This is a genomic window from Paenibacillus lautus (genome assembly GCF_050482385.1).
GTDB classification, from domain to species: domain Bacteria; phylum Bacillota; class Bacilli; order Paenibacillales; family Paenibacillaceae; genus Paenibacillus_AQ; species Paenibacillus_AQ lautus_B.
Genome location: NZ_JBCNHV010000016.1, coordinates 276,738 through 300,437, shown reverse-complemented (window position 1 = coordinate 300,437; position 23,700 = coordinate 276,738). Strand labels below are relative to the sequence as shown.

Below are 23,700 nucleotides of genomic sequence, written 5' to 3'. Positions count from 1 at the left end.
AAATTGGGGTGCAGTTCAATTCGCGGCTTTTTTGTTTTAAGTACCGTGTTGAGAAGATGATAGACTGTAGCTGCTTTTTCGGTGCGAATGATGCATGAAGCAGGAAGTAACCGATTGCATTCAAGTGTTAGAGATGGAGAGGACAGTATTCGTAAAATCTTGCACTAATAACATCGTCTGAGTTGGTTTCTCGAATCAGAATGACCATGGTGTAAGGTAAAAGATGCTTTTCAGGAGTCCTTCCTTTGGAGTCACCGCTCTTCCATTGAGGGACAAAGCCGTGCTACAATATAGCACAAGCATAAGTAAAACGCTTAACCTGGAAGAGAAAGTAATGACCTCTTTGCAGCAAAACTGGTATCGCAAGCTGCTTCTTTCCTATTTCCCCATTTTCCTTATCACCATTACGCTTATCGTGTTTCTTTCTTTTATTATGTTTAACAAGGCCTCACGCGAAGAGGCGGCCAAGGTGAACGGTATATCCACCAGATTTATTATGGAAGACCTTGACCGCTCCATCCATGCGATTGAGATGAACGTGCTGAACGAAATGGAGGCAAGTTCCCTATACTCAAGCTATCTGTTCAGTACCCCGTCATCCGACCAGAATCTGATGTACTCGCCGGTGAAACGACTTCGCGTGCTGCAAACGGACAACGACTTGATTGATCAGTCTATATGTACCGTCATTCGGATCAATCAGTGCTGACCACCAGCGGACAGAGTTCCCTCTCATCGTTTCCGGACCGTTCTTTTATCGAGCACGCCGCGAAGGAGCACTGGGTTGGTCGGCCGTACGCTCCATGACGGGTCTGAGGGAGAACGAACTGAAGCAGGTCGTCTCCATGTACAAAAATTTGCCGCTCCCCTTTGGAAGCCAGGGTCTGCTGGTGATAAACGTCAGATTGTATCGGTTGGAGCAGATGATTAATCTGATGATAAATGACAGCGTTTCCTTTTTGAAAATTCTAGGTTCCAGTGTTCGCCGATACCGCCATTCGGGCATGGCAGGGGCTAACCGGAAAAGCCATCGACCACCGCGGCAACGTGCACGGGGTATGCAGCGGGTCACGATATTCCTTTACCGGGGATTATTACAAGAAGGATCTGCTCACGGTGGTGAATGACAATCACGGGATCGGCATCATGATGCTGGCGGGGGCGTGGAAATCATAAAATTGAAAGGAATGCTGGGCGGCCAGTAAGGCATACACTTTCTGTAAAGCGCTTAACTCTTAGATGGTTAAGCGCCTCGATCCAACAGGTTAAGCGCTTAATTCACATTAAGTTTTATCCATAGGATGCAACGACGAAGAAAAGCTGAAAAGGAGATGAACCGGTTGACGACGACACGATTAACGATGGCGCAAGCACTGCTGAAGTTTTTGGATGCACAGTATATTTCTGTTGATGGAGTGGAGACGAAATTCGTGCACGGGGTGATGGGGATATTCGGACACGGGAATGTAACCGGTCTTGGCGAGGCCTTGGAACGAAGCCCGGGAGACCTGGTTTATATTCAGGGCAAAAACGAACAGGGTATGGTGCATACTGCCGCGGCATACGCAAAGCAAAAAAACCGTCGGCAGATTTGGGCCTGCACCTCGTCCATCGGACCCGGTGCGCTCAATATGGTCACCGCCGCTGCTACAGCAACGGTGAACCGCATCCCGGTACTGCTGCTGCCTGGTGACAACTTTGCCTGCCGCCAGCCTGATCCGGTGCTGCAGCAGATTGAGGCCCCATCGGATTACACCGTGTCAGCCGCAGATGCATTCAAGCCGGTGAGCCGGTATTGGGACCGGATTTCCCGGCCGGAGCAGCTTATCGCGGCCGTTCGGCAGGCGATCCGCGTGCTGACCGATCCGGCGGAGACGGGGGCGGTTACGTTGGCATTGCCTCAGGATGTGCAGGCCGAGGCGTACGAATATCCGGATTCGCTGTTTGAGAAAACGGTACACGTCATCGACCGCCGCCCGCCGTCGGCCGAAGGACTGAAGCGTGCGGCGGCACGGATTGCAGCCAGCAAGCGTCCGCTCATCATTGCCGGAGGAGGCGTGCACTACAGCGATGCTGCCAAGGAGCTGGCTGCATTTGCGGAAGCTTTCGGCATCCCGGTCGCTGAAACGCAGGCCGGCAAAAGCGCGCTTTCCTGGAAACACCCACTGAACCTTGGCGCCATGGGCGTAACGGGCTCGCTGGCGGCGAATCGCGTCGCGGCGTCTGCTGACCTGATTATCGGCGTCGGCACCCGGTATTCGGACTTTACAACGTCCTCCAAATGGGCGTTTCAAAGGGAGGACGTATCGTTCCTGAACCTGAATGTCAACAGTGCGGACGGCGCCAAGCTCGGCGGCGAAGCGCTGATTGCCGATGCGAAGGAAGGGTTGAAAGCGCTGCATCAGAAGCTGTCTAGGGACCGCTATCAAGCGGGTTATGAAGATAGCGAGCTTGCCGGGTTGAAAGCAGAGTGGGACAGCGAGGTGGACCGCTTGTACGCTGCCGAGCATCCGGACGGCTTGTCGCAGACGAGAGCCCTTGGCGTCATCAATGAGGTCATCTCCCCATCTTCTGTCATCGTCTGTGCGGCAGGCAGTCTGCCGGGAGACCTGCACCGGTTATGGAGACCTTCCGAACCGAAGACGTACCACATGGAGTATGGCTTCTCCTGCATGGGGTACGAGGTGAGCGGGGCCTTAGGTGCGGCCCTAGCGGAGCCGGACCGTGAAGTCTATGCGCTGGTTGGCGACGGCAGTTACCTGATGATGCACTCGGAGCTGGTCACCAGCTTGCAGGAAGGGCGGAAGATAACGATTTTGCTGTTCGACAATCACGGTTTCCAATGCATTCATAATCTGCAGCGGAGCAACGGCAGCGACGGGTTCGGCAATGAGTTCCGACGCCGCGAAGACGGGACGGGCCGCTTGACCGGAGAGTACCTCCCGATTGATTTTGCCGCGCACGCGCGTGCGCTCGGCGCTAAAGCCTATAAGGCCAACTCGCCGGAGGAACTGCATGAAGCGCTGCTCCTGGCGCAGAAGGAAAACGTGACGACGCTGATCGAGATTCCGGTCGTTCCGGGAACGAACACCGACGGTTATGAGTCCTGGTGGCGCGTAGAGGTGCCGGAGGTGTCGGCCTCAAGCAAGGTGACCGAAGCGCAGCGCCAGATGGCGGCCCGAAGCAAGGAAGCAAGGCCCTACTAGCGGCTGGAGCAGGTGCCATACTATTTGGCCCGGAGCAATGAAGGATAAACAAGTGCCTTGGGAAAGAAGCCGGTCGAACTTAAGGGCCAGGAGGAAAGAAGCAAAGCAACCCCCAGCTAAACAATGCAAAGGAGCGATGGTAATGAGTGACAGGCTGTTCAAACTAGGGATTCATCCCATTAACTGGGTCGGCGAGGACGTTCGGGAGCATGGAGACGACACGACGTTTGAGATGATTGTGGATGATATTGCGGCTTTGGGTCTGACAGGCACGGAGATGGGAAGGAAATTCCCCAAGGATCGGGCAGTGCTGAAACGGGAGCTGGACACGCGCGGCATTCAGCTGGTCTCCCAGTGGAAGTCGGTGCTGTTCTCCGATCCCGACTATCGCAGGCAGGAGCTGGAGGATTACCGACGGCACGCGGAGTTTCTGGCCGGGTTCGGTTGCAAGGTGATCAGCACGGCGGAGGTAGGGGGATCACTTCACTTCGATCCACGCCGGACGCCGAATGAGAGCATCGTTCTCCGTCTGGATGACGCCGGATGGGAAAGCCTGGCGGAAGGACTGAACCAGGCTGGAGAGATTGCGGCAAGCTACGGCATGAAGCTGGCTTATCATCATCATGGCGGAACGGTTGTGGAGCAGCCGTATGAGATCGACCGGCTGATGTCCATGACTGACCCTTCGCTGGTGTCTCTCCTGTACGACACCGGTCATGCCTATTACGGGGGGAACGACTCGCTGGAGCTGCTCCGCAAGCATTATGACCGGATCGCGTATATCCATCTGAAGGATATACGGCTTGATGTGCTGGAACAGGCGCGTCTGGACAACTGCGATTTCGTAAGCTGCATCCGCAGGGGCGTGTTTACGGTTCCTGGCGACGGATGCATCGATTTTGCGCCGATTATCGGAGAGCTCGTTGAACGCGGCTATGACGGCTGGGCGATGCTGGAGGGTGAGCAGGATCCTGCACTTCATCCGGCTAAGGAGTATGCTCAACGGGCGATTGAATACCTGGACCGTCTGGAGGACCTGACGAAGATGCAGGGTTGAAGCCCACGGCTCGAGGGTCGAGCCAGGCTCTAGGCGATGCGACTCAGTTCGAGGGTGGGATCGTAACATACTTATCGGACACCAGTAACTCATTCAAGTGCGGGCGGATCGAGCTGGGAGTGTCTACAGGTTGGAAGTATTTTTGAACTGTAAGTATTACGAGAGCTGTAAATGATTACGGCCATTGGCGAACGGAGTCATGCAGTCATATGAATGCTCAGCCGCGGCCGATCTGATCAAGGAGGTTTATCTATGAGTGAAATCACGTTCAATAACGCAAAACCGATGGATTTTGTGGCTGTAGGGAGGCTGTGCATCGACCTGAATGCCAATGAGATTAACCGGCCGATGGAGGAAACGACCACGTTTACCAAATATGTCGGAGGATCACCCGCCAATATCTGTATCGGGATGGCCCGCCTGGGCCTGAATACAGGCTTCATTGGCAAGGTGGCGGACGATCAGATGGGGCGTTTTATTACAAAGTACCTCGAAGATAACCGGATTGCAACGAAGGGCGTGACAATCGACCGTACGGGAGCCGTAACGGGTCTGGCCTTTACCGAGATTAAGAGCCCGACCGACTGCAGCATTCTGATGTATCGCGACAACGCCGCGGATTTGCTGTTGGAGACGGAAGATGTGAGCGAGGAGCTGATCGCATCCGCCAAAATGGTACTCATCTCCGGGACCGCGCTCGCGGCCAGCCCTTCCCGGGAGGCCGTGTTTCTGGCTCTGGACTATGCCAGGCGCCACGGTGCCGTGATCGCGTTTGACCTCGATTACCGTCCATACACATGGAAATCCCTGCAGGAGACGGCAACCTATTACAATTTAGCGGCGGAAACATGCGATATTATCCTCGGCACACGCGAAGAGTTTGACATGATGGAGCAGTTTGGCGGCAATCCGGAGCGCAGTGATCGCATCACGGCGGCCAAATGGTTTGATTATAACGCCAAGATCGTGATTATCAAGCACGGTAAGGAAGGCTCCATCGCATATACCCCAGGCGGTGCCAGCCATACGGCTCGGAGCTTTCCGGCGAAAGTCATCAAGACGTTCGGGGCGGGGGATTCATACGCTGCCGGCTTTCTGTACGGCCTGATGCAGGGCTGGCCGATCGAGCGCTGCATGGAATTCGGCAGCGCGTCGGCAAGCATCGTCATCTCCAGCCACAGCTGCTCTGATGCGATGCCGACGAGCGCGGCGGTTCACGATTATATCGAGCGCTGCAAGCGAGGCGAAATTACCGCCAATACCTGAGTTTAGTCACTGATCCAATCGAAAGGGGCAAACCAGCCATGACGCAAACCCTGAGCAATTATATCGGGGGACAATTCGTTCCATCCCGATCCGAAACAACCGATCCCGTATACAATCCGGCAACGGAAGAGATTCTTGCGTACGTCCCGCTATCCACGAAAGAGGAAGTGGATCAGGCCGTGCAGGCGGCCGCCAAAGCGGGACGCGCCTGGGCCAAGACGGCCGTTCCTCGCCGCGCGCGCATTCTGTTTAAGTATCAACAGCTGCTGGTGGAGCATTGGGAGGAGCTGGCGCGCCTGATTACGGCGGAGAACGGCAAAAGCTATGCAGAAGCCTACGGCGAAGTACAGCGCGGCATCGAGTGCGTGGAGTTTGCGGCCGGTGCGCCTACGCTGATGATGGGCAAGCAGCTTCCCGACATTGCCACCAACCTGGAGTCCGGCATGTACCGGTATCCGATCGGCGTAGTGGCGGGTATCACACCGTTCAACTTCCCGATGATGGTGCCGTGCTGGATGTTCCCGCTCGCCATCGCTTGCGGCAATGCGTTCGTGCTGAAGCCGTCGGAGCGCACGCCGCTCTTGGCTCAGCGTCTGGCGGAGCTGTTCACCGAAGCCGGTCTGCCGGACGGCGTTCTGAATATCATTCACGGCGCGCATGATGTGGTCAACGGCATTCTGGAACATCCCGGCATCGCCGCCGTGTCCTTCGTTGGTTCCCAGCCGGTGGCGGAGTATGTGTACAAAACCGCTTCTTCCCACGGAAAGCGCGTGCAGGCCCTGGCCGGAGCGAAGAATCATAGCATCGTGATGCCGTCTGCTGACTTGGATGCTGCCGTGACCCAGATCGTCAGCGCGGCCTTCGGTTCTGCCGGTGAGCGCTGTATGGCCTGCTCCGTCGTCGTGGCCGTGGGTGACGTGGCGGAGGCGCTGCTGGAGAAGCTGAAGCAGGCGGCCGATGAGATTACCATCGGCAACGGAGCGGACGAAGGTGTCTTCCTCGGACCGGTTATCAGGCGAGCTCACAAGGAGCGTACGATCTCTTATATCGAGGCGGGCGAGCAAGAAGGAGCCAAGCTGGTGCGCGATGGACGGAGCGACGAGGCCGTGAGCGGTGACGGATATTTTGTCGGACCGACGATTTTTGATGAAGTGACCAGCGAGATGAAGATTTGGAAGGACGAAATTTTCGCCCCGGTGCTGTCCGTCATGCGTGCAGAATCGCTGGAGGAAGCGATTGAAATCTCCAACCGCTCGGATTTCGCGAACGGGGCCTGCCTGTTCACACAGGACGGCAGCGATGTCCGCCAGTTCCGCGAGCATATCGATGCCGGGATGCTCGGCGTCAACCTTGGCGTTCCTGCGCCGATGGCGTTCTTTCCGTTCTCCGGCTGGAAAAACTCTTTCTATGGGGATCTGCATGCGAACGGAACGGACGGCGTGGAGTTCTACACCCGCAAGAAAATGGTGACGGCGCGCTGGTAGCCCATAAGCAGAGGAGACGTTCATATGAAAACCATTAAAATCGGCATTATCGGTGCCGGACGAATCGGCAAAATCCATGTGGATCATCTGCTGCACATGCCTGGTGCAAAAATTGCGGCCATCGGTGACTTATTCGCTGGCGACGAGCTGAGGGCCTGGGCTGCGGATCACGGCATTCCTATGGTTACCACTAATAGTAACGATATCATGGAGCACCCGGATATCGATGCCGTGTTGATCTGCTCCTCGACCGATACGCATGTCCCGCTGATCAAGCAGGCCGCGGCGAACGGCAAGCATATTTTCTGCGAGAAGCCAGTCAGCATGAGCGTGGATCAGACCCGCGAGGCGCTGGCGGCCGTGAAAGCGGCCGGCGTAAGTCTGCAGATCGGCTTCAACCGCCGGTTTGATCACAACTTTAGCCGGGTACGGGAGATTGTGTCCGAGGGAAGAATCGGGAAACCGCATCTGATCAAGATTACCTCGCGCGACCCAAACCCGCCGCATCCAGATTACATTAAAGTGTCCGGCGGGCTGTTTATGGATATGGCCATTCATGATTTCGACATCGCCCGTTTCCTATCCGGCAGTGAGGTCGTCGAAGTGTACGCCCAGGGAGCGGTATTGGTGGACCCTTCCATCGGAGAGCTGGGCGACATCGACACCGCCCTTACAACGCTGCGGTTTGAAAGCGGAGCGCTTGGCGTCATCGACAACAGCCGCAAGGCCGTCTACGGTTATGATCAGCGGATCGAGGTGTTTGGCTCCGGGGGCAGCGTATCCGCCGATAACGACTATCCAAGCACCGCTGTTATCAGCGGTCCGGACGGCGTCACCCGCGACAAACCGCTGTATTTCTTCCTGGAGCGGTACAAGGAAGCGTACATGAACGAGACACGGCAATTTATCGAAAGCTTGCAAAACGGGACGCCGGTGCCGGTCAGCGGCCATGACGGCCTTCAGGCGGAGCTGATCGCCGTGGCGGCCAAGCGCTCGCTGCAGCAAGGCCGCCCGGTGAAGCTGGCCGAGCTCACCACCGGCATATCGGCAGGCTAAAACCGAAAGAGGCTGTTATTGGCAGCTGTTGGAACTTCATCATATCCAAGAGCAGAACATAAAGGAGGAACACCATGCCGAACTTAATTGTACCCATAACGACGCCGGATTTGGACGGGCGCGTGCTATCCATTACGCCGCAAAGTGCAGGCTGGGTATATGTGGGCTTTGAAGTTTTCCGTTTAAGGGAAGGACAGACGCTGAACCGAGCCACGGGAGATCAGGAAGCAGCTCTTGTTCTGCTGACCGGGCGAGCCGACGTGAAGGCCGGGGGAGAGAGCTGGGACAACATCGGCAAGCGCATGAGCGTGTTTGAGAAGACGCCTCCCTATACGGTTTATGTACCCTCACAGAAACAGTACGAGGTCACGGCATTAACTGAAGTGGAGCTGGCGGTGTGCCTTGCCCCTGGGAAAGGCACTCATCAGGCCCGACTCATCACGCCGGAGGATGTCGGCGTGGAGAACCGCGGGAGCGGGAGCATGTCGCGTCTGGTGCATAACATTTTGCCGGAGCAAAAGCCGGCGGACAGCCTATTGGTGGTCGAGGTGTTTACGGACGGGGGAAACTGGTCCAGCTACCCGCCGCACAAGCATGACCGCGACGAGCTGCCGGAGGAATCGCTGTTGGAGGAAACCTACTACTTCCGGGTTCAGCCGGAGTGCGGTTTTGCCGTTCAGCGGGTCTATACCGATGACCGTTCGCTGGACGAAACGATGGCGGTCAAAGACGGCGAGGCCGTAATGGTGCCCGAGGGCTACCATCCGGTATCCGCGCCTCCCGGGTATGATGTGTACTACCTGAACGTCATGGCGGGGCCGAAGCGAATATGGAAATTCCGCAATGATCCGGATCATGATTGGCTTATGAGATAAAAGTGTCCGAAGGCTGCATTAAGGGTAAGACGGTCTTGCGCTAAATGAGTTGAAAGCTCATAATTAGTTGAAATGCCAAAATTAAACAAATGGAGCACGAGGGATGATAAGAGCGACTATTTATGACGTTGCGCGTGAAGCCGGCGTCTCTATTGCAACCGTCTCTCATGTCATGAACGGCAAGGGCAAGATCAGTCGTGAACGGCGTGAGGAGATTCTGGATATCATGCAGCGCCTGAATTATCGGCCGAACGCGATTGCCTCAGCTCTCGCCGGCAAAAAAACCTATACCCTGGGATTGCTCGTCCCCGACATCTCCAACCCGTTTTTTGCCGAGATTGCACGCTCGGTCGAGGATCATGGGCATCAGCTTGGATACAGCGTGATCATCTGCAGCACGGACAACCAGGAAGAGAAGGTAAAGCGCTATGTTAGTCTGCTGAGACAAAAGCAGGTGGACGGCGTTATTATCGGTACGGGCATATCCCATGGCGAGCTGCTTAAGCCGCTTCAGGAGCATTCGCTGGCTATAGCGCTTATCGCCCGGGACAATCCGGCACTTGGCGCCAGCTGCGTCCGGGTTCATGATTTGGAAGGGGGGCGTCTGGCTGCCGAGCATCTGCTTTGTCTCGGTCACCGCAGGCTGGCGGTACTAGCCGAGCATGAGCGGGTGACGAGCAGCAATGAGCGGGTAAGGGGATTTGTCGAAGCTGCCGCCTCGCTCGGTTTGGGGCCTTCTCCCGACTATATTGCAGCCTGTGACCATAAGATCGAGGATGGATATCGCCGAGCCAAAGCTATGCTGGAGCTGGAGGAACGACCTACGGCACTGTTTTGCTGCAACGACCTGCTGGCGATCGGCGCACTTCAGGCGATCCGCGAGCTCGGGCTGCGCGTTCCGGAGGACTGTTCGGTCGTCAGCTTTGACGATACGATCCTGGCCCGGGTAACCGATCCGCCGCTCACCGTTATTGCCCAGCCGATGGAACAGATGGGTCGACTGGCGGTGGATCTTGTGGTCAGGAATCTATCCAGCCAGAGAGGGCCTGCACAGCGGATTGTGCTCCCTCCAGAGCTGATCATCCGCAGATCCACGGCCCCGCCGCCGGCATAAAATTTTTTGGGAGATTTTATGGTCCACAACGGAATCATTTTGCACGTGAAACGGGCTACAGAGTCGTTATAAAGGGGTGTTGGCAGTCTATTTGCTGCTGATCTGCTGAATAACGTCTCTTAAGTCCGGTTTTTTTTTAGAACCTCATTCGCTTACATAAGTTTCTCTGATCGGAAAGGTACACTTCGAGACACCAATCAGCAACCATTATGAGGTTGATTGATTCGCATGTTTTGAGTTTTTGCGGAACGCTGAGGGTGCCATCCCTTTGTACTTATGAAATACTTTACTGAAGTGAAATTCATCATGAAATCCGCATACGTTGGCGATAAATCTCAGGGAATACGACGTGTATGCCAAGTAACGCTCTGCATGACGCATACGAATATCGGTTAGGTAGTCCTTGGGAGAAACATGCAGATGCTTCATGAACAACTTTCGCAAATACGACTCCGAGATGGCATGTTTTTTCGCTAACGCACCAATCTGAAGCGGATCGGCGTAATGTTCCTCGATGTCTGATTTAATCCGTTGATATGCCTCATATGCGGGCTCCATTATCGGCGGTTTGTTCTGCTGATGTAATTTGGCGATCAGCCTTAGAAGCAGAGCGCTGCTCTCCAGTTCACTCTCCGTATTCCCGGGAACCCAAGTCCTTGTTATCTCGCTGAAAGCATGCTCCAGCCCGATGGTTCTCTCACCTAGATAATGGGCTGTGAATGGGATATCAAGCCGCTGAACGCTTTGAGGGAGCTGCCATTCAGACCGGCAATGATGAAGGCTGCAGCATTCAAACAGCACCATGCTTATGGTAAGAGGAGCTTCCGGAGCGCTTTCCATACGCATCTGCAAGCCCGGTTCCATATAAAACAGCATGCCTTGACTTACCGGATATGCTTGATCCGTATGGAAAATCCCGCTGCCTTCATGGATCCAGTAGAAACTGTGCACCGCTGTATTATTACGGATATCAGACCAATCGGAAGAGGTCGTCTTCCGGAAAGTCCAGTTGATACGTACAACCAAATCACGTGTATTATACACTGCAGTCCAGCCTCCAATCCGATAGGTGATATAAGAAAAGAATAACTCAGGATCACAACAATCGCCAGGACATAATGAGCGATTTTTACATGTTTTGTATCGGCTTTTCTATGGAATACACTGCATCAATATTCTAGTGTTATACCTATCCGGATTTGGGGAAGACCTCAAAGCCGCATGATGGATAGGAGGAGAAGAGATGCTGCGATTATTTGATACCCACCAAATACGAAAGTGCAAGGAACTGGAGGGGATATGGGAGTTTGCTCCAATAGCCGGCGTGGGGGAGCAACCGGCCAGCTTCAATGACAAGCTGCCTGTTCCCGGTTGCTGGGAGATGCAACCACGCTTCGGAAACTATAGGGGAGTCGGGGTATACCGCAAAATGATCTCGCTGTCACGGAAAACTAATTTGCGAATCGAATTCAAAGGGGTTAGTCACACGGCACATATCTATTTCAACGGGGATTTGGTAGCCCGTCATTATAATGCATATACCGCCTTTGACATGATCATCCCGGAAGTTCAAGCCGGTGAATATGAGCTGCTGGTGTACGTGGATAATTCTTTCAACGAGGAATCAGCCCTTCATGTTCCTAACGATTACTATTCGTACGGCGGCATCATTCGACCGGTTGCCCTGGAAGAGATAAGCGATTTATACATTGATAACGTGATGTTCACTCCATATAAACAGGACGGGGTTTGGCACGGTACTTGGAAGGTCGTGATCCGAAACATTGGAAGCCTTGAGAAGAAAGGATCACTTCGCGGTACGCTGGCTGAGGTGGAGAGACCGCTCGGAAGCTTTGAAGTGAAGCCAGGAGAGTGGGTTGAACGAATAGCCACCGTGTCCTATCCAAGCGTGTTGGAATGGTCGCTGGACGACCCGAATTTGTATGTGCTGCGAGCGGTACTTGCCGTAGATGATACCGATTGCGATGATTGGCTGGACCGCATAGGCTTTCGCGAGATAACAACGCATAACGGAAAAATCCAATTGAACGGTCAGGAGCTGTTATTCAAAGGCGTTAACCGGCATGAGGACCATCCCATGGCTGGTTCCGCGCTTCCGCTGCCCCTCATGGTAAAAGATTTGGACCTGATTACAGAGCTTGGATGTAACTCCGTTCGCACAAGCCATTATCCGAACGATGAGCGATTTCTCGATCTATGCGATGAACGTGGTATTGCGGTATGGGAAGAAAATCACGCTCGCGGCTTGAGTTTGGAGCAGATGCAGCACCCGAATTTCGGTTGGCAGAGCGAACAGGTGACTCGTGAAATGGTGCTTCAGCATTATAACCATCCGTCCATCCTTATATGGGCCATTCTGAATGAATGCGCCAGTCACACCGAGGAGGGGAGAGCTCACTACGAGAAGCAGCTAACCATCATTCGGCAGCTTGATCCAAGCAGGCCCCGGTCCTTCGCTTCCCATCACCGGGATCAGGAGAAATGTTTTGACTTGGCGGAGATCGTGTCGTTCAATCTCTATCCAGGCTGGTATACCGACGAAAATCCGGGGGAACTGGCGGATCTGGCTAGGGGTTGGGCAGATGAGCTTGGCGGAGAAGGAAAACCCATGATCATGAGTGAATTCGGAGGGGACGGGTTCTACGGATTCCGCAGTCCGAATCGGGAGAAAGGCTCCGAGGAGCGTCAGGCCGATATTATTGCGAGTAATCTAAAAGCATACATGGAGCGCGAATACATTTCCGGGATGTTTATATGGCAATTTAGCGATTGCCGAGTGACGGAAGGGCTTGGCTGGCTCCTGAATCGTTCATGCACGCGGAACAGCAAAGGCATTGTGGATGAATATCGTCGTCCGAAGCTGGCGTATGAAACCGTTCGACGAATCTTTTCGGGAGAACCCGATAATATTTGACTGAGTGGTACATAAACCCTATACTTTTAGGTAACAAAGATCATGTTCAAAAGGGATGAGGGAAATGACCACGAACGGAAGACCGCGAGAGTTCAAGAAGGAAGCTGTCATTGATGCTGCCACGGACGTATTCTGGTCCAAGGGTTATGAAGCGAGTTCCACACAAGAGCTGTGCGAGAAGACAGGGCTGGGTAAAGGGAGCTTATACAATGCGTTCGGCAGCAAGAATGAGTTATTCGAGCAGGTGCTTCAACGCTACAATGATGAAGGCCTGGAGATATCCAGAGAGATTCTGGGCCGTTCCATCCCGGTTAAGGAAAGGCTGCGCGCCTTGTTTGAATGGGCGATCGGCATGGATTTTTCGGACCCGAATCACCGCGGCTGCATGGCGGTTAATATCAGTATGGAACGAGCTGGGCGGGACCCGATGGTTGAACGGATATTCGGGCAATATATTTATGATCTTGAGGAAGACTTGAACAGCGTGATGGAAGAGGCGATTCAATCGGGGGAGATTCTGGCTGAACGCTCTGCGAAGCAGCTGGCCAGCTTATTCTTAAGCAGCTACTATGGACTGCGAGTGATGAACTCCGCCACGATGAATCGTGAGTTGGCCGATCGAATCGTCGAAAGTACACTCGATGCTATTTTCTAGATTATAGATGAAATTGAGGGGTATTAAAGAAAAGGCCGTATCCAAGGGTGGTTCAAACCTACCTTTGGATACGGCTTTTCTATTGAAGTGTGGAAGTAAACGAATATGTCACTTGCGACGGAGGCATTAGGCCATTAAGCTAGGAACTTTTTTCACCGAAATTTGCATATTACGAGGTATCGTGCGGTTCTTACACCTAACAAATGGGGAAGGGCGATGAACCACTTACTCGATTCATCCTGTTCCTCGCATCTGAAGAAAAAAAGCTCCTTAGGTGATCAATATAGGATCGACGTCCAAAAACCATCACCCGTTCAATTTGTTATTTGAACGGGTTGTTTTACGTTTATTGCTCAACGATTTCAAGTATGGTCCGTGCGCTTGATCTGTGTTTTTACGCTTCTCGGCCTCCAGTTGATCATGAGAACCAGCTGATCTCTCATATAAGGGACGGAATAATGGAAATTGTTCTCGATCCAGTGGAATACCAGGCCGATCAAGGCGTGCATGTTGTAGATGATCAGAAGTTCATGGTTGAGTTCTCCCCTAGGATAGTCTAAATCTTCCATGGCGATTTGCTTTAAGGCTGAGAACATTTTATCCCGGACCAGCGGTAGAACATCGCTTTTGAATAAGGCCGTATATACGTCTGCATTTTGATGAATTTGATCAAATATTTTTACGGCATTGGCAGGCAACTCATCGATATGAAACACGTCGACTTCCCCGTAAGGAGCCCTGAAGGATGCGATCAGTTCCTCCATTAAAGGAGTCAGGATATCATCCAGAAGAGCCTCTTTGTTGTCGTAGTGGGTATAGAAGGTTCCTCGATTGTAATTGGCTAACTCTACGATTTCCGTAATGGATATGTTGGAGAAGCTCTTCTGTGAGAGGAGTGATAGAAGCGCTTGCTTTAAAGCTTCTTTGCTGCGGACGATGCGACGATCGGTCATTTTATTGCTCGATTGCATAGAGTCGTGTCCTTTCGGTTAAAAATATAACGAATTTAATAGTTAAAATCTAAACAAAATTACGCTTTTTGTTCGGTATCGTACAATTCCACGCTTTTTAATGATTGTGACCTAAATCATACTACGATTATACTAGAATTGACACATGTCGTGTATTGTACAGTTGTTGATGGTTGTCCCTGATTTCCAAAATGATATCACAACCAATTATGGGGGTATGGAACATGAGATTATCTGGTAAAGTTGCGATTGTTACAGGTGCTGCTTCCGGTATGGGAAAAGCGACAGCGGAACTGTTTGCTGCCGAAGGCGCAAAAGTTGTCGTGTCTGACCTGCGTCTTGAGGCGGCGCAAGCCGTTGTTGACGAAATTACGGCAAAAGGCGGCACAGCCCTCGCCTTGGTAGCGAATGTGGCCAAGGAAGAAGATGTGCAGCAGCTGGTAGATGCTACTGTCAATGAATATGGAACGCTGGATATTTTGATCAACAATGCTGGCATTATGGACAACTTTGTACCGGCTGCTGATCTAACGGATGAGTTGTGGGATCGCGTATTTGCCATCAATACAACGGGACCGATGAGAACCATTCGTAAATCATTGCCCATCTTCCTGGAGAAAAAGAGCGGGGTCATTGTCAACATTGCCTCTGCTGGAGGGCTTATGGGGTCCAGAGCAGGTGCAGCGTATACGGCTGCTAAGCATGCCGTTGTCGGATTAACCAAAAATGTCGGTTTCCAATATGCAACGCAGGGAATCCGTTGTAATGCGGTTGCTCCAGGTGGCGTCAGCACGAATATCGGCACCACCCTTAACGCGCCGAATTCGTTTGGCATGGAAAGAGCTATGGCTGGTATAAACCTGAACCCACGGGCAGGGGAACCGGAAGAGATCGCAAAAGTAGTATTGTTCCTGGCTTCAGATGAAGCCAGCTTTGTAAACGGTACTGTTGTTACAGCCGATGCAGGCTGGACTGCCTATTAATAAGCATTTGCAAGCGCTAGGGCTTTCTAAAGGACACCTCCTTTAGGAAGCCTTGTTTTTTGGGGCGGCATGAAGGTTGAAACTTTCCCAGCTTATAAATAAACCTTTGCTATTCTACACAACCTAAATCAGTCTATTGACAGACATGCCCATGTTACATAAGTTACTCTTCTCGAGGAAGGAGCAGATGCACTGTGGAAATATTTCTTATGGTACTTATTTTTCTGGTTCTTGTCGGTATTTCCAACATCATCAATCGATTTCTGCCATTCATTCCGGTTCCGTTGATCCAGATTGCGCTAGGGATCGGGGCCGCCTATATCCGCGGGTTCCATCACGTGCCACTGAATCCGGAATTGTTCATGGTCCTGTTTATCGCACCGCTTTTGTTTAATGATGGGAAGCTGACCCCACGGAGCGAGTTATGGAAGCTCAGGTCCAATATTCTGCTGCTGGCGCTAGGTCTCGTATTTGCAACTGTTCTGATTGCGGGACCTTTCATTCATTGGCTTATTCCGGCCATACCGTTATCAGCTGCCTTTGCGTTGGCGGCGATACTGTCGCCTACCGATGCGGTTGCGGTGGGCTCTTTGTCAGGCAGGGTGAAGCTGCCGGGAAAAATCATGCATTTACTTGAAGGCGAGGCGCTTATGAATGATGCGTCTGGTCTCGTAGCTTTTAATTTTGCGATTGCGGCAACAGTGACGGGTTATTTTTCTTTAACGAATGCCATCGGCAGTTTTTTTGTCATTGCCATTGGAGGCATCGTTGTCGGGGCGCTTCTAGGATTTCTTGTGATCTGGTTCAGAATGCTGCTGCGCCGGCTCGGTATGGAGGACGTCACGCTTCATATGCTGATCATCATTCTGACGCCATTCATCATCTACCTCATAGCCGAGGAATTTCATCTATCCGGGATTCTGGCTGTCGTTGCGGCGGGTGTCACCCACGCCGTGGAGAGGGATCGTATGCGATCCGCATCCATTAAACTTAGAGTTGTATCGGACAGCACCTGGTCTGTCATTCTGTTCACGTTAAACGGGCTGGTATTCATTCTGCTCGGGCATGAAATCCCGGGGGTCGTCACTCAAATATGGAGTGACCCTGCCTATAACAATGGTCAAGTGCTCGGTTATATATTCCTGATAACGGCTGTTCTGATCTTACTGCGTTTCGTATGGGTATGGGCTTCAACGAACCGCCAGTTCAAATCTTCCCTGCTGACTGCACTGTCGGGCGTACGGGGGGCGTTGACGCTGGCTGCGGCTTTCTCCATCCCGCTCACCCTTGCGGACCATCGTCCATTTCCAGAGCGAAGCTTAATGTTATTCATCTGCGCGGGTGTCATCCTGTTGACTCTGGTCATCGCAAGTGCGCTGCTTCCGCTGCTGACACGTGAGAAACATGTGAATACGGCAGCGGTGATTGATCGTGAGAAAGAAGCACGACTTCATATGCTGCAAGCGGGAATACGTACCGTGCGGGAAGAAATGACGGATGAAAACAGGGAGGAGGCGGTTCAGCTTATTTATGCGTATACCAAGCGGCTTCAGCAATCTCAAATAACGGATAAGAGCGACATGCGAGAGTTCTGGGAAGCCACGATCACTGTTAGAAAAATCGGACTTACTGCGGAACGGAACGTTACGGAAACATGGCTTAAGGAACATAAAGCTTCTGCAAGGGTCGCGGAGCAGTTGCTGTCCTCGCTGAACAAGGTTGAGATGCTGCTTACCAGCCGATATAAGTTCAAGCTGCTCACGAAAAATTTATGGCGGAATTTAAAGGGCTTGCTGAAAAAAAACGAGTCCAAAGAAATGCCCATGTCTCCGGATCACCCGGATTGGGAGATGTATAAGGCATTGAAGCTTGAGGCTATTCGTGCAGCAATCCATGAGATCCAAACGGTGAAGCCGGCACAGAGGCAGGAAATTCTGCAAGCGGTTATTGCAGACTATCGTGCAATGGAGCATTTTCTTCAGAATGATCGTGTATGGAGCCGAAGAAAGCAGAAGCTTAGCAGTGAACGCAGGGAACTGGAACTTAAAGCCATTCAGTCAGAGCGTAACGAGATTCAAAGCATGTTCGAACATGGCGATATTGACCGGGCACTTGCGAGCCATCTGAGAATGGATGTGAATTACCGAGAGGCGAATTTGTATGAGTCTCAAGCACTGGTTGAAGACGAGGGCCATTAGATGATGGTCCTTGTTGTGCTTGATGGAGTGTCAGGTTTACGTTACAATAATGAAAAGCTAAGGGTGAACATACATCTGCTTCATCTGCAGAACACCTATTAAAGGCAATCTCATGCTTAAAGAGGGGGTAGGAACATGAGCGTAAATAAAGAAATATCCTCAAAGAAATCGGCAATGGCCTGCCCGTCCACCTATAAAACCTTCAGTCTCGCCGTGCAGGCGCTTGTGACGCTTGAACGTCACTCCGGCAAATGCTCAAGCGGTGATATCGCCTCGTATCTGCATTCGGAATCGACATTGATTCGACGCGTGCTGAAAACACTCGCGCAAGCCGATATGATTGAATCGCGTGAAGGAAGAGATGGTGGATACCGGCTGAAGAAGAACGCCTGCGATATTACATTGGCTGAAGTGTACTCGATTCTTCAGGTCCACAGCTCAATTAGCGACAGTATGCTGGACGCAGCTTCCGGTCATTGTTTTGCTGAGGAAATCAAGGAATCCTTTGTTGGCATTTTATCCGAGATTGAGGACAGCACCTTGAAAATACTGGAGTCACGCACGATTGCGGAGATCGCTCAGTGAACCTTTCAAAATGTTGTTGACAATGAATTTCAGTCTGCTATATACTGTGCATTAAATAACACAGTTAACTTGCGATCTAAACTGTGCAAAAAAATGCACAATATAATCTTGGAGGAAAAAAACCATGTCTACAATAACAAAACCCGATTTTCAAACCGTGATTCAGGAACGCCACTCGGTTCGTCAATACGATCCGTCGGTAAAGATTCCAAGAGAAGAGATGGAAGCGATCCTGATGGACGCTACACTGGCACCTTCCTCAAGCAACCTGCAGCCATGGCGCTTTCTTGTCATCGATGATGCTGAGCTCTTGAAGAAGCTGCATCCCATTGCCAATAACCAGGAGCAGGTACTTCAAGCCTCGGCCGTCATTGCTGTTCTGGGAGATATGAAGTGGTATGAGAAGGGCGAGAAGATTTATACCATGTCTGAAGAAGCGGGGTATATGACCGAAGAGATCAAGCAGCGCTTTATCTATACGGCCGAAAATCTTTATGCGAATATGGATCAATCCGTAAAAGAAAGCATCGTGGATGTGGATGCCGGATTGATGTCCATGCAGCTGATGCTGAGTGCACGTGCCAGAGGGTATGATACCGTACCGATGGGCGGATATAACAAAGTTCAGTTCGTGGAAGAGTTCAATATTCCTTCCCATTACCGCAGCGTCATGTTGATTGCCATCGGCAAAGCAGCCGCTCCAGGTCGGCCAACGGTAAGATTGCCGCTTGAAGACGTTGCTTTCTGGAACGAAATCTAAAACCTAAATCGTAGCTAAAAAAGGAATTCTTGTGACAACCGCCTCATCTTGAGGCTATGTAAGAGATGAGGGTGGTTGTTGCCGATTTTGACGAGCTTGAACGGAGTCTGGTAATATAAGGAATAGGGGATTTGGGACAATACGATAAAGCGATGGCGCTTCTGCTGAAAGAAGTAGGCGAAACCAGTAATGACGAGGGAATCAAAAGCTATCAGAAGGCGATTGTTTTTTATTCGGATAAGCTCGATCAAATTTGGAAGTAATCTGCATTGAATATTTCATAATTTATATTATGTTAACCGATAATTGGCGTCTACTAATAATAAAAAAATATGGGTTGTTTTACAAAGGTGATGGAATATCATGGATATAATCATATCCTCACTTTACTTAACTGGATTTTAGGTTGCCTTCATCTCTCGTTAAGGTTTGGACCTTATACTAAGTATGTCACTACAAGTGATGGAAGGAGCAACGCAGATGAACAAGAAAAACAAAATGAGTATGTGGTCGATAGGACTTGGAAGTGCTTTTCTGATGATGATGTTAGCTAACCATGACAATGTGCATGATGGACAAGCCCGATCCGGTATCGCTTCAAGTGCAGCTAGATCCAATGTGGCTATTCAATCCGTTAATAAGAACTCGGCAGTCAAAATGCCCGAGAACCAGGAAATTACCCCCGAAATGATTAATCAATTCTTAAAATTAGTAGCAGAGACATAAGTTAACGTTGATTCTCTATACGTAAACGGTTTTGAAGACCAGTCCCATACTCTGGGGCTGGTCTTTTTAGCGTGGGCTCTAAAGAGTTCTTACTCAGAGCAATTTTACTGACAGATGTGTCGCTAATCAATCGGCTGTAAATTATTTTAAAAACAGGAACCCATGTTCTTGTCATATCTTCCCAGGAAGCTTATTATTATCAAGAGGGTTAACCTGAAGCGGGGGGATTACAGACGAATGCAAAGCGATCACACATTAAACAGCAAGCGAAGGACCACGGGGATTGGCATGTACCGGGAGATGCTATTCCGATACGTATTCCCGCATAAGAAACTGCTGGCAGCCCTAACGGTGCTGCTGTTATTTTCAATCGGGCTGCAACTGATTAATCCGCAGATCATTCGGTATTTTATCGATACGGCTCAAGGAGAGGGGAGTTTGACATCCCTCTATTATGCGGCAGGTTTTTTTATCGTATTTTCATTGCTCCAACAAGGCGTTTCCATTGCGGCTGCTTACTATAGCGAGAATCTGGGCTGGACGACAACCAACAAGCTTCGTACTGAATTGGCGGAGCACTGCCTGTCGCTGGATATGAGCTTCCACAAAACCCACACGTCCGGCTCTTTAATCGAACGGGTCGATGGGGATGTGAATGCGCTTGCCAATTTCTTCTCCAGCTTTATAATCCATCTGTTCGGCAATCTGCTCCTTATGATCGGGATCCTGGCTCTTCTGTATCGAGAGAACTTCTGGATTGGTCTTGTTATGACGGTGTTTGTTGTCGGGAGCATCTATGTCATTCAGCATATCCGGCGATTTGCGATACCGGTATGGAAGCGATGGCGCGAGCTGAATGCGGATTTCTACGGATTCATTGGCGAACACCTTGAAGGCACTGAAGATACGCGTGCCAACGGGGCGGCTGGATATGTCATGAATCGATTCTACGAGATGGCCAGACGCATGCTGCCGGTTCGAGTTCGTGCATTCATCGGATTTTTCCTTATGTGGAGCACAACCATATTGGTGTTTGCGCTGGGCAATGCGGCCGCATTTATCGTCTGCGCTATACTGTGGAAGAACGGACAGGGTGGTTTGACGATCGGCTCCATCTATTTGGTATTTTATTATACCGAGCTGTTAGCCAAGCCGATTGAGAAGATCCGTACCCAATTGGAGGACTTACAAAAGGCAGATGCCAGCTTGCTGCGGGTCCGGGAATTGCTGGCAACCGAGCCCCAGATCAAAGATGGACCTGGAGCCCCGCTTCCGTCAGGTCCGTTGTCGGTGGAATTCCGTAACCTGAACTTCTCCTATGAAGAAGGCGGGCAGGCTACGCTTAATAATCTGCAGCTGCGGCTCGAGCCAGGCCAGACTCTAGGGCTGCTTGGGCGTACAGGCAGCGGCAAAACGACGATCGCCCGCTTGCTGCTGCGTTTCTATGATCCTCAAGAGGGAAGCGTCGAGCTGGCAGGAAAGGATATCCGGGCCTTCAAGCTTCATGAACTGAGGCGCAAGGTCGCCATGGTTACGCAGAATATTGAGATTTTGGAGGGGACTGTTCGTGATAATCTGACCTTGTTTGATGAAGGCATCGCGGATAGCCGAATCATATCGGTGCTTGAGGAGCTTGGGCTTGGGGACTGGTATGCTTCGCTTCCCGAAGGACTCGATACGAGCCTGGCCTCAGGCGGGGGGAGCCTGTCGGCTGGTGAGGCCCAGCTGCTGGCATTTGCCCGTGTCTTTCTGACGGATCCGGGTCTCGTCATCCTTGACGAGGCATCGTCCCGCCTCGATCCGTTAACGGAATACCGGATTGAAGCAGCCATTACGCGTCTGCTGCAGGAGAAGACATGTATTATTATTGCCCACCGCTTGGCTACGGTTCAGCGTGCCGACCGGATTCTTATTCTGGAGAATGGCCGAATGCTCGAAAGCGGTCGCCGGGAAGAGCTTGCCTCAGACCCGCAATCACGGTTTAGCCGCATGCTGGCTGTTGGAATGGAGGAGGTGCTGGCATGAAAACAAGACATTTTTTCTGGCGGTTGATTCTGTACCGGCCGGGTTTATATCTGATCAACCTGTTGGCATGGTCCCTTATCCATATGGCTCCACTGATCCCCGGACTGTTAACCAAGGCTTTTTTTGACCATTTGGAAGGTACATATGCTTTTCCCTACGGCGTTTGGGCGATTGCCGTGCTGCTCATTGGAGCTGCATTAGCCCGGATTGCGCTGATCTTCGGCGGTTTCATGACAGACGTGCATTTCCGCTTCCGCATCAGCACCTTGCTTCGCCGCAATATGCTGTCCCATGTCATGAAAGAGCCTGGAGCACGGGCAATACCCTGCTCGCCGGGAGAAGCCATCAGCAATTTCCGGGATGACGTCGATCAGGCGGAAGAAGCGACAAGCTGGTCCGTGGATACTTTAGGACTGGTCGGATTCGTTATCGTTGCCAGCTGGATTCTTATATCCATTGATCTGCAGCTGACAATTCTTGTGTTCGTTCCTTTGATACTGGTGGTTACTGCAGCCCAGATCGCAACCACACGCATCCAGAAATACAGGGCGGCGAGTCGGGAATCGACGGCAAAGGTAACGGGTGCGATTAGCGAAATGTTTGCCAACGTGCAAGCCATTCAAGTCGCAGGGGCTGAGAAACGCGTAGTGGAACGGTTTGTAAGTCTTAGTGAGAAACGGCGCCAATCCATGGTGAAGGATAAGCTGTTAACGGAAACTTTATCTTCCGTATTCACCAACTCCGTCAACCTCGGCACAGGATTGATCCTCGTGCTTGCGAGTCTTAAGATGCGAAATGGCGATTTTACGGTTGGGGACTTGTCGCTCTTTGTGTATTATTTAACTTTTGTCACACAGCTTATATCGAACGTAGGCAACTTCATGACCTACTACAAGCAGATGGGCGTCAGCTTTCAGCGCATCAAATCCATGCTGCAAGGGGCACCGGCTTCGCTGCTTACAGCAGCCAATTATATCGGTATCGGTAAGGTTAAGAACAAACAGACTCCTTCTACCATTTCCGCCGCCGAAGACGGCGTAGAAACGGCTTATATTGAGGCACCTCCGCTCTCGCTGCTGGAAGCGCAAGGACTGTCGTATCAATATCCCGAAACCGGACGCGGCATCTCGAATATTAATCTGACGCTTTCACGCGGTACCTTTACTGTCGTTACAGGGATGATTGGGAGCGGTAAAACAACGCTGGTTCGCACATTGCTGGGCTTGCTGCCTGCCGAAAAGGGCGAAATCCGGTGGAACGGCGAGAGGGTGACAGATCCTGCTGATTTCTTTATACCTCCTCAGAGTGCGTATACTGCGCAGATCCCTAGGCTGTACAGCGATAAACTGCGAAACAACATCCTGCTAGGCATAACGGAGGAGCCTGGCAGTCTGGACCGTGCACTACATGCGGCCGTAATGGAAGAAGATATCAAGCATCTGCAGCATGGCCTGGAGACGATGGTAGGTCCACGCGGAGTCAAGCTGTCCGGTGGTCAAGCTCAGCGGACTGCGGCCGCACGGATGCTGGTAAGGGACGCGGAGTTGTATGTATTTGACGATTTATCCAGCGCGTTGGATGTTGAGACCGAGCGTAAGTTATGGGAGCGGCTATTCAGCGAGCGCGGCGGGGCGACTTGCCTTGTGGTATCTCATCGAAAAGCAGCACTTAACCATGCGGACCATATCATCGTGTTAAATGGCGGAGAGATTGAGGCGGAAGGCACGGCGGAACAGCTGCTGGCTTCAAGCGAAAGCTTCCGGCAGCTGTGGTATGGCGAAGAAACAGGATAATAAGTAAGATC

At 51.7% G+C, this 23,700-nt stretch carries 21 protein-coding genes; 19 read left to right on the top strand and 2 right to left on the bottom strand.

What is annotated here, in order from left to right; genetic code table 11:
* Positions 1 to 334 precede the first annotated feature (334 nt).
* The 9 genes from ABEW73_RS21585 to ABEW73_RS21545 all read left to right on the top strand — a co-directional run bounded on the left by ABEW73_RS21585 (position 335) and on the right by ABEW73_RS21545 (position 10,058).
* Complete coding sequence (locus tag ABEW73_RS21585) at positions 335 to 709, top strand: hypothetical protein (protein WP_430167561.1); 375 nt, start codon at positions 335 to 337, stop codon at positions 707 to 709.
* Positions 710 to 978: 269 nt separating this feature from the next.
* Positions 979 to 1,176, top strand: a complete 198-nt coding sequence (locus tag ABEW73_RS21580) for a glycoside hydrolase family 88 protein (RefSeq protein ID WP_430167564.1) — start codon at positions 979 to 981, stop codon at positions 1,174 to 1,176.
* A gap of 164 nt (positions 1,177 to 1,340) precedes the next feature.
* Positions 1,341 to 3,206 (top strand): 3D-(3,5/4)-trihydroxycyclohexane-1,2-dione acylhydrolase (decyclizing), encoded by a 1,866-nt coding sequence (iolD, locus tag ABEW73_RS21575; RefSeq protein WP_430167566.1) that lies wholly within the window; start codon positions 1,341 to 1,343, stop codon positions 3,204 to 3,206.
* Positions 3,207 to 3,348: 142 nt separating this feature from the next.
* Complete coding sequence (gene iolE / locus ABEW73_RS21570) at positions 3,349 to 4,263, top strand: myo-inosose-2 dehydratase (RefSeq protein WP_430167568.1); 915 nt, start codon at positions 3,349 to 3,351, stop codon at positions 4,261 to 4,263.
* 252 nt (positions 4,264 to 4,515) lie between these two features.
* Positions 4,516 to 5,529, top strand: coding sequence for a 5-dehydro-2-deoxygluconokinase (gene iolC / locus ABEW73_RS21565; protein ID WP_430167571.1), 1,014 nt, complete (start codon positions 4,516 to 4,518; stop codon positions 5,527 to 5,529).
* 38 nt (positions 5,530 to 5,567) lie between these two features.
* A complete protein-coding gene (locus tag ABEW73_RS21560) occupies positions 5,568 to 7,013 on the top strand; it encodes a CoA-acylating methylmalonate-semialdehyde dehydrogenase (protein WP_430167574.1) in 1,446 nt (481 codons plus the stop codon).
* 24 nt (positions 7,014 to 7,037) lie between these two features.
* The gene (gene iolG, locus ABEW73_RS21555) at positions 7,038 to 8,069 is read left to right on the top strand and encodes an inositol 2-dehydrogenase (protein WP_430167577.1); all 1,032 of its coding nucleotides are present in this window, start codon (positions 7,038 to 7,040) and stop codon (positions 8,067 to 8,069) included.
* 74 nt (positions 8,070 to 8,143) lie between these two features.
* Positions 8,144 to 8,944, top strand: a complete 801-nt coding sequence (gene iolB, locus ABEW73_RS21550; protein ID WP_430167580.1) for a 5-deoxy-glucuronate isomerase — start codon at positions 8,144 to 8,146, stop codon at positions 8,942 to 8,944.
* A 103-nt stretch (positions 8,945 to 9,047) separates the two neighbouring features.
* The gene (locus ABEW73_RS21545; protein WP_430167583.1) at positions 9,048 to 10,058 is read left to right on the top strand and encodes a LacI family DNA-binding transcriptional regulator; all 1,011 of its coding nucleotides are present in this window, start codon (positions 9,048 to 9,050) and stop codon (positions 10,056 to 10,058) included.
* A gap of 207 nt (positions 10,059 to 10,265) precedes the next feature.
* On the opposite strand, the gene ABEW73_RS21540 is transcribed toward ABEW73_RS21545, so the two are convergent.
* Entirely contained in the window at positions 10,266 to 11,102 is an 837-nt protein-coding gene (locus ABEW73_RS21540; protein WP_430167586.1) for a helix-turn-helix transcriptional regulator, read from the bottom strand.
* Positions 11,103 to 11,301: 199 nt separating this feature from the next.
* On the opposite strand from ABEW73_RS21540, the gene ABEW73_RS21535 reads away from it, so the two are divergent.
* Both ABEW73_RS21535 and ABEW73_RS21530 read left to right on the top strand, forming a co-directional pair.
* Positions 11,302 to 12,993: a glycoside hydrolase family 2 protein gene (locus ABEW73_RS21535; RefSeq protein ID WP_430167588.1), complete on the top strand. Its 1,692-nt coding sequence runs from the start codon at positions 11,302 to 11,304 to the stop codon at positions 12,991 to 12,993.
* Positions 12,994 to 13,057: 64 nt separating this feature from the next.
* Positions 13,058 to 13,648: a TetR/AcrR family transcriptional regulator gene (locus tag ABEW73_RS21530; protein WP_430167591.1), complete on the top strand. Its 591-nt coding sequence runs from the start codon at positions 13,058 to 13,060 to the stop codon at positions 13,646 to 13,648.
* 362 nt (positions 13,649 to 14,010) lie between these two features.
* Here ABEW73_RS21530 and ABEW73_RS21525 read toward each other — a convergent pair whose 3' ends face one another.
* A complete protein-coding gene (locus tag ABEW73_RS21525; protein ID WP_430167594.1) occupies positions 14,011 to 14,619 on the bottom strand; it encodes a TetR/AcrR family transcriptional regulator in 609 nt (202 codons plus the stop codon).
* A gap of 224 nt (positions 14,620 to 14,843) precedes the next feature.
* Between ABEW73_RS21525 and ABEW73_RS21520 the strand changes: the two genes are divergently transcribed.
* The 8 genes from ABEW73_RS21520 (at position 14,844) to ABEW73_RS21485 (ending at position 23,689) form a co-directional block, all read left to right on the top strand.
* Positions 14,844 to 15,602, top strand: a complete 759-nt coding sequence (locus ABEW73_RS21520) for an SDR family oxidoreductase (protein ID WP_430167597.1) — start codon at positions 14,844 to 14,846, stop codon at positions 15,600 to 15,602.
* A 194-nt stretch (positions 15,603 to 15,796) separates the two neighbouring features.
* Complete coding sequence (locus tag ABEW73_RS21515) at positions 15,797 to 17,800, top strand: Na+/H+ antiporter (protein ID WP_430167600.1); 2,004 nt, start codon at positions 15,797 to 15,799, stop codon at positions 17,798 to 17,800.
* Positions 17,801 to 17,935: 135 nt separating this feature from the next.
* Positions 17,936 to 18,385 (top strand): RrF2 family transcriptional regulator, encoded by a 450-nt coding sequence (locus ABEW73_RS21510; protein ID WP_430167603.1) that lies wholly within the window; start codon positions 17,936 to 17,938, stop codon positions 18,383 to 18,385.
* A 124-nt stretch (positions 18,386 to 18,509) separates the two neighbouring features.
* A complete protein-coding gene (locus ABEW73_RS21505) occupies positions 18,510 to 19,145 on the top strand; it encodes a nitroreductase family protein (RefSeq protein WP_430167606.1) in 636 nt (211 codons plus the stop codon).
* A gap of 131 nt (positions 19,146 to 19,276) precedes the next feature.
* Positions 19,277 to 19,408 carry a hypothetical protein gene (locus tag ABEW73_RS21500; protein WP_430167609.1) on the top strand — a complete coding sequence of 44 codons (132 nt, stop codon included), beginning with the start codon at positions 19,277 to 19,279 and terminating at the stop codon, positions 19,406 to 19,408.
* 217 nt (positions 19,409 to 19,625) lie between these two features.
* Positions 19,626 to 19,871: a hypothetical protein gene (locus tag ABEW73_RS21495; protein ID WP_430167612.1), complete on the top strand. Its 246-nt coding sequence runs from the start codon at positions 19,626 to 19,628 to the stop codon at positions 19,869 to 19,871.
* A gap of 237 nt (positions 19,872 to 20,108) precedes the next feature.
* Entirely contained in the window at positions 20,109 to 21,896 is a 1,788-nt protein-coding gene (locus ABEW73_RS21490; RefSeq protein ID WP_430167615.1) for an ABC transporter ATP-binding protein, read from the top strand.
* Positions 21,893 to 23,689, top strand: a complete 1,797-nt coding sequence (locus ABEW73_RS21485; RefSeq protein WP_430167618.1) for an ABC transporter ATP-binding protein — start codon at positions 21,893 to 21,895, stop codon at positions 23,687 to 23,689. The genes ABEW73_RS21490 and ABEW73_RS21485 overlap by 4 nt, the downstream gene beginning before the upstream one ends.
* Positions 23,690 to 23,700 lie beyond the last annotated feature (11 nt).

Excerpts from the sequence above, each read along its gene's own strand:
- ABEW73_RS21585 (WP_430167561.1), top strand. The coding sequence starts at position 335 with ATGACCTCTTTGCAGCAAAACTGGTATCGCAAGCTGCTTCTTTCCTAT.
- iolE (WP_430167568.1), top strand. The coding sequence starts at position 3,349 with ATGAGTGACAGGCTGTTCAAACTAGGGATTCATCCCATTAACTGGGTC.
- iolC (WP_430167571.1), top strand. The coding sequence starts at position 4,516 with ATGAGTGAAATCACGTTCAATAACGCAAAACCGATGGATTTTGTGGCT.
- ABEW73_RS21560 (WP_430167574.1), top strand. The coding sequence starts at position 5,568 with ATGACGCAAACCCTGAGCAATTATATCGGGGGACAATTCGTTCCATCC.
- iolG (WP_430167577.1), top strand. The coding sequence starts at position 7,038 with ATGAAAACCATTAAAATCGGCATTATCGGTGCCGGACGAATCGGCAAA.
- iolB (WP_430167580.1), top strand. The coding sequence starts at position 8,144 with ATGCCGAACTTAATTGTACCCATAACGACGCCGGATTTGGACGGGCGC.
- ABEW73_RS21545 (WP_430167583.1), top strand. The coding sequence starts at position 9,048 with ATGATAAGAGCGACTATTTATGACGTTGCGCGTGAAGCCGGCGTCTCT.
- ABEW73_RS21535 (WP_430167588.1), top strand. The coding sequence starts at position 11,302 with ATGCTGCGATTATTTGATACCCACCAAATACGAAAGTGCAAGGAACTG.
- ABEW73_RS21530 (WP_430167591.1), top strand. The coding sequence starts at position 13,058 with ATGACCACGAACGGAAGACCGCGAGAGTTCAAGAAGGAAGCTGTCATT.
- ABEW73_RS21525 (WP_430167594.1), bottom strand. The coding sequence starts at position 14,619 with ATGCAATCGAGCAATAAAATGACCGATCGTCGCATCGTCCGCAGCAAA.
- ABEW73_RS21520 (WP_430167597.1), top strand. The coding sequence starts at position 14,844 with ATGAGATTATCTGGTAAAGTTGCGATTGTTACAGGTGCTGCTTCCGGT.
- ABEW73_RS21510 (WP_430167603.1), top strand. The coding sequence starts at position 17,936 with ATGAGCGTAAATAAAGAAATATCCTCAAAGAAATCGGCAATGGCCTGC.
- ABEW73_RS21505 (WP_430167606.1), top strand. The coding sequence starts at position 18,510 with ATGTCTACAATAACAAAACCCGATTTTCAAACCGTGATTCAGGAACGC.
- ABEW73_RS21495 (WP_430167612.1), top strand. The coding sequence starts at position 19,626 with ATGAACAAGAAAAACAAAATGAGTATGTGGTCGATAGGACTTGGAAGT.
- ABEW73_RS21490 (WP_430167615.1), top strand. The coding sequence starts at position 20,109 with ATGCAAAGCGATCACACATTAAACAGCAAGCGAAGGACCACGGGGATT.
- ABEW73_RS21485 (WP_430167618.1), top strand. The coding sequence starts at position 21,893 with ATGAAAACAAGACATTTTTTCTGGCGGTTGATTCTGTACCGGCCGGGT.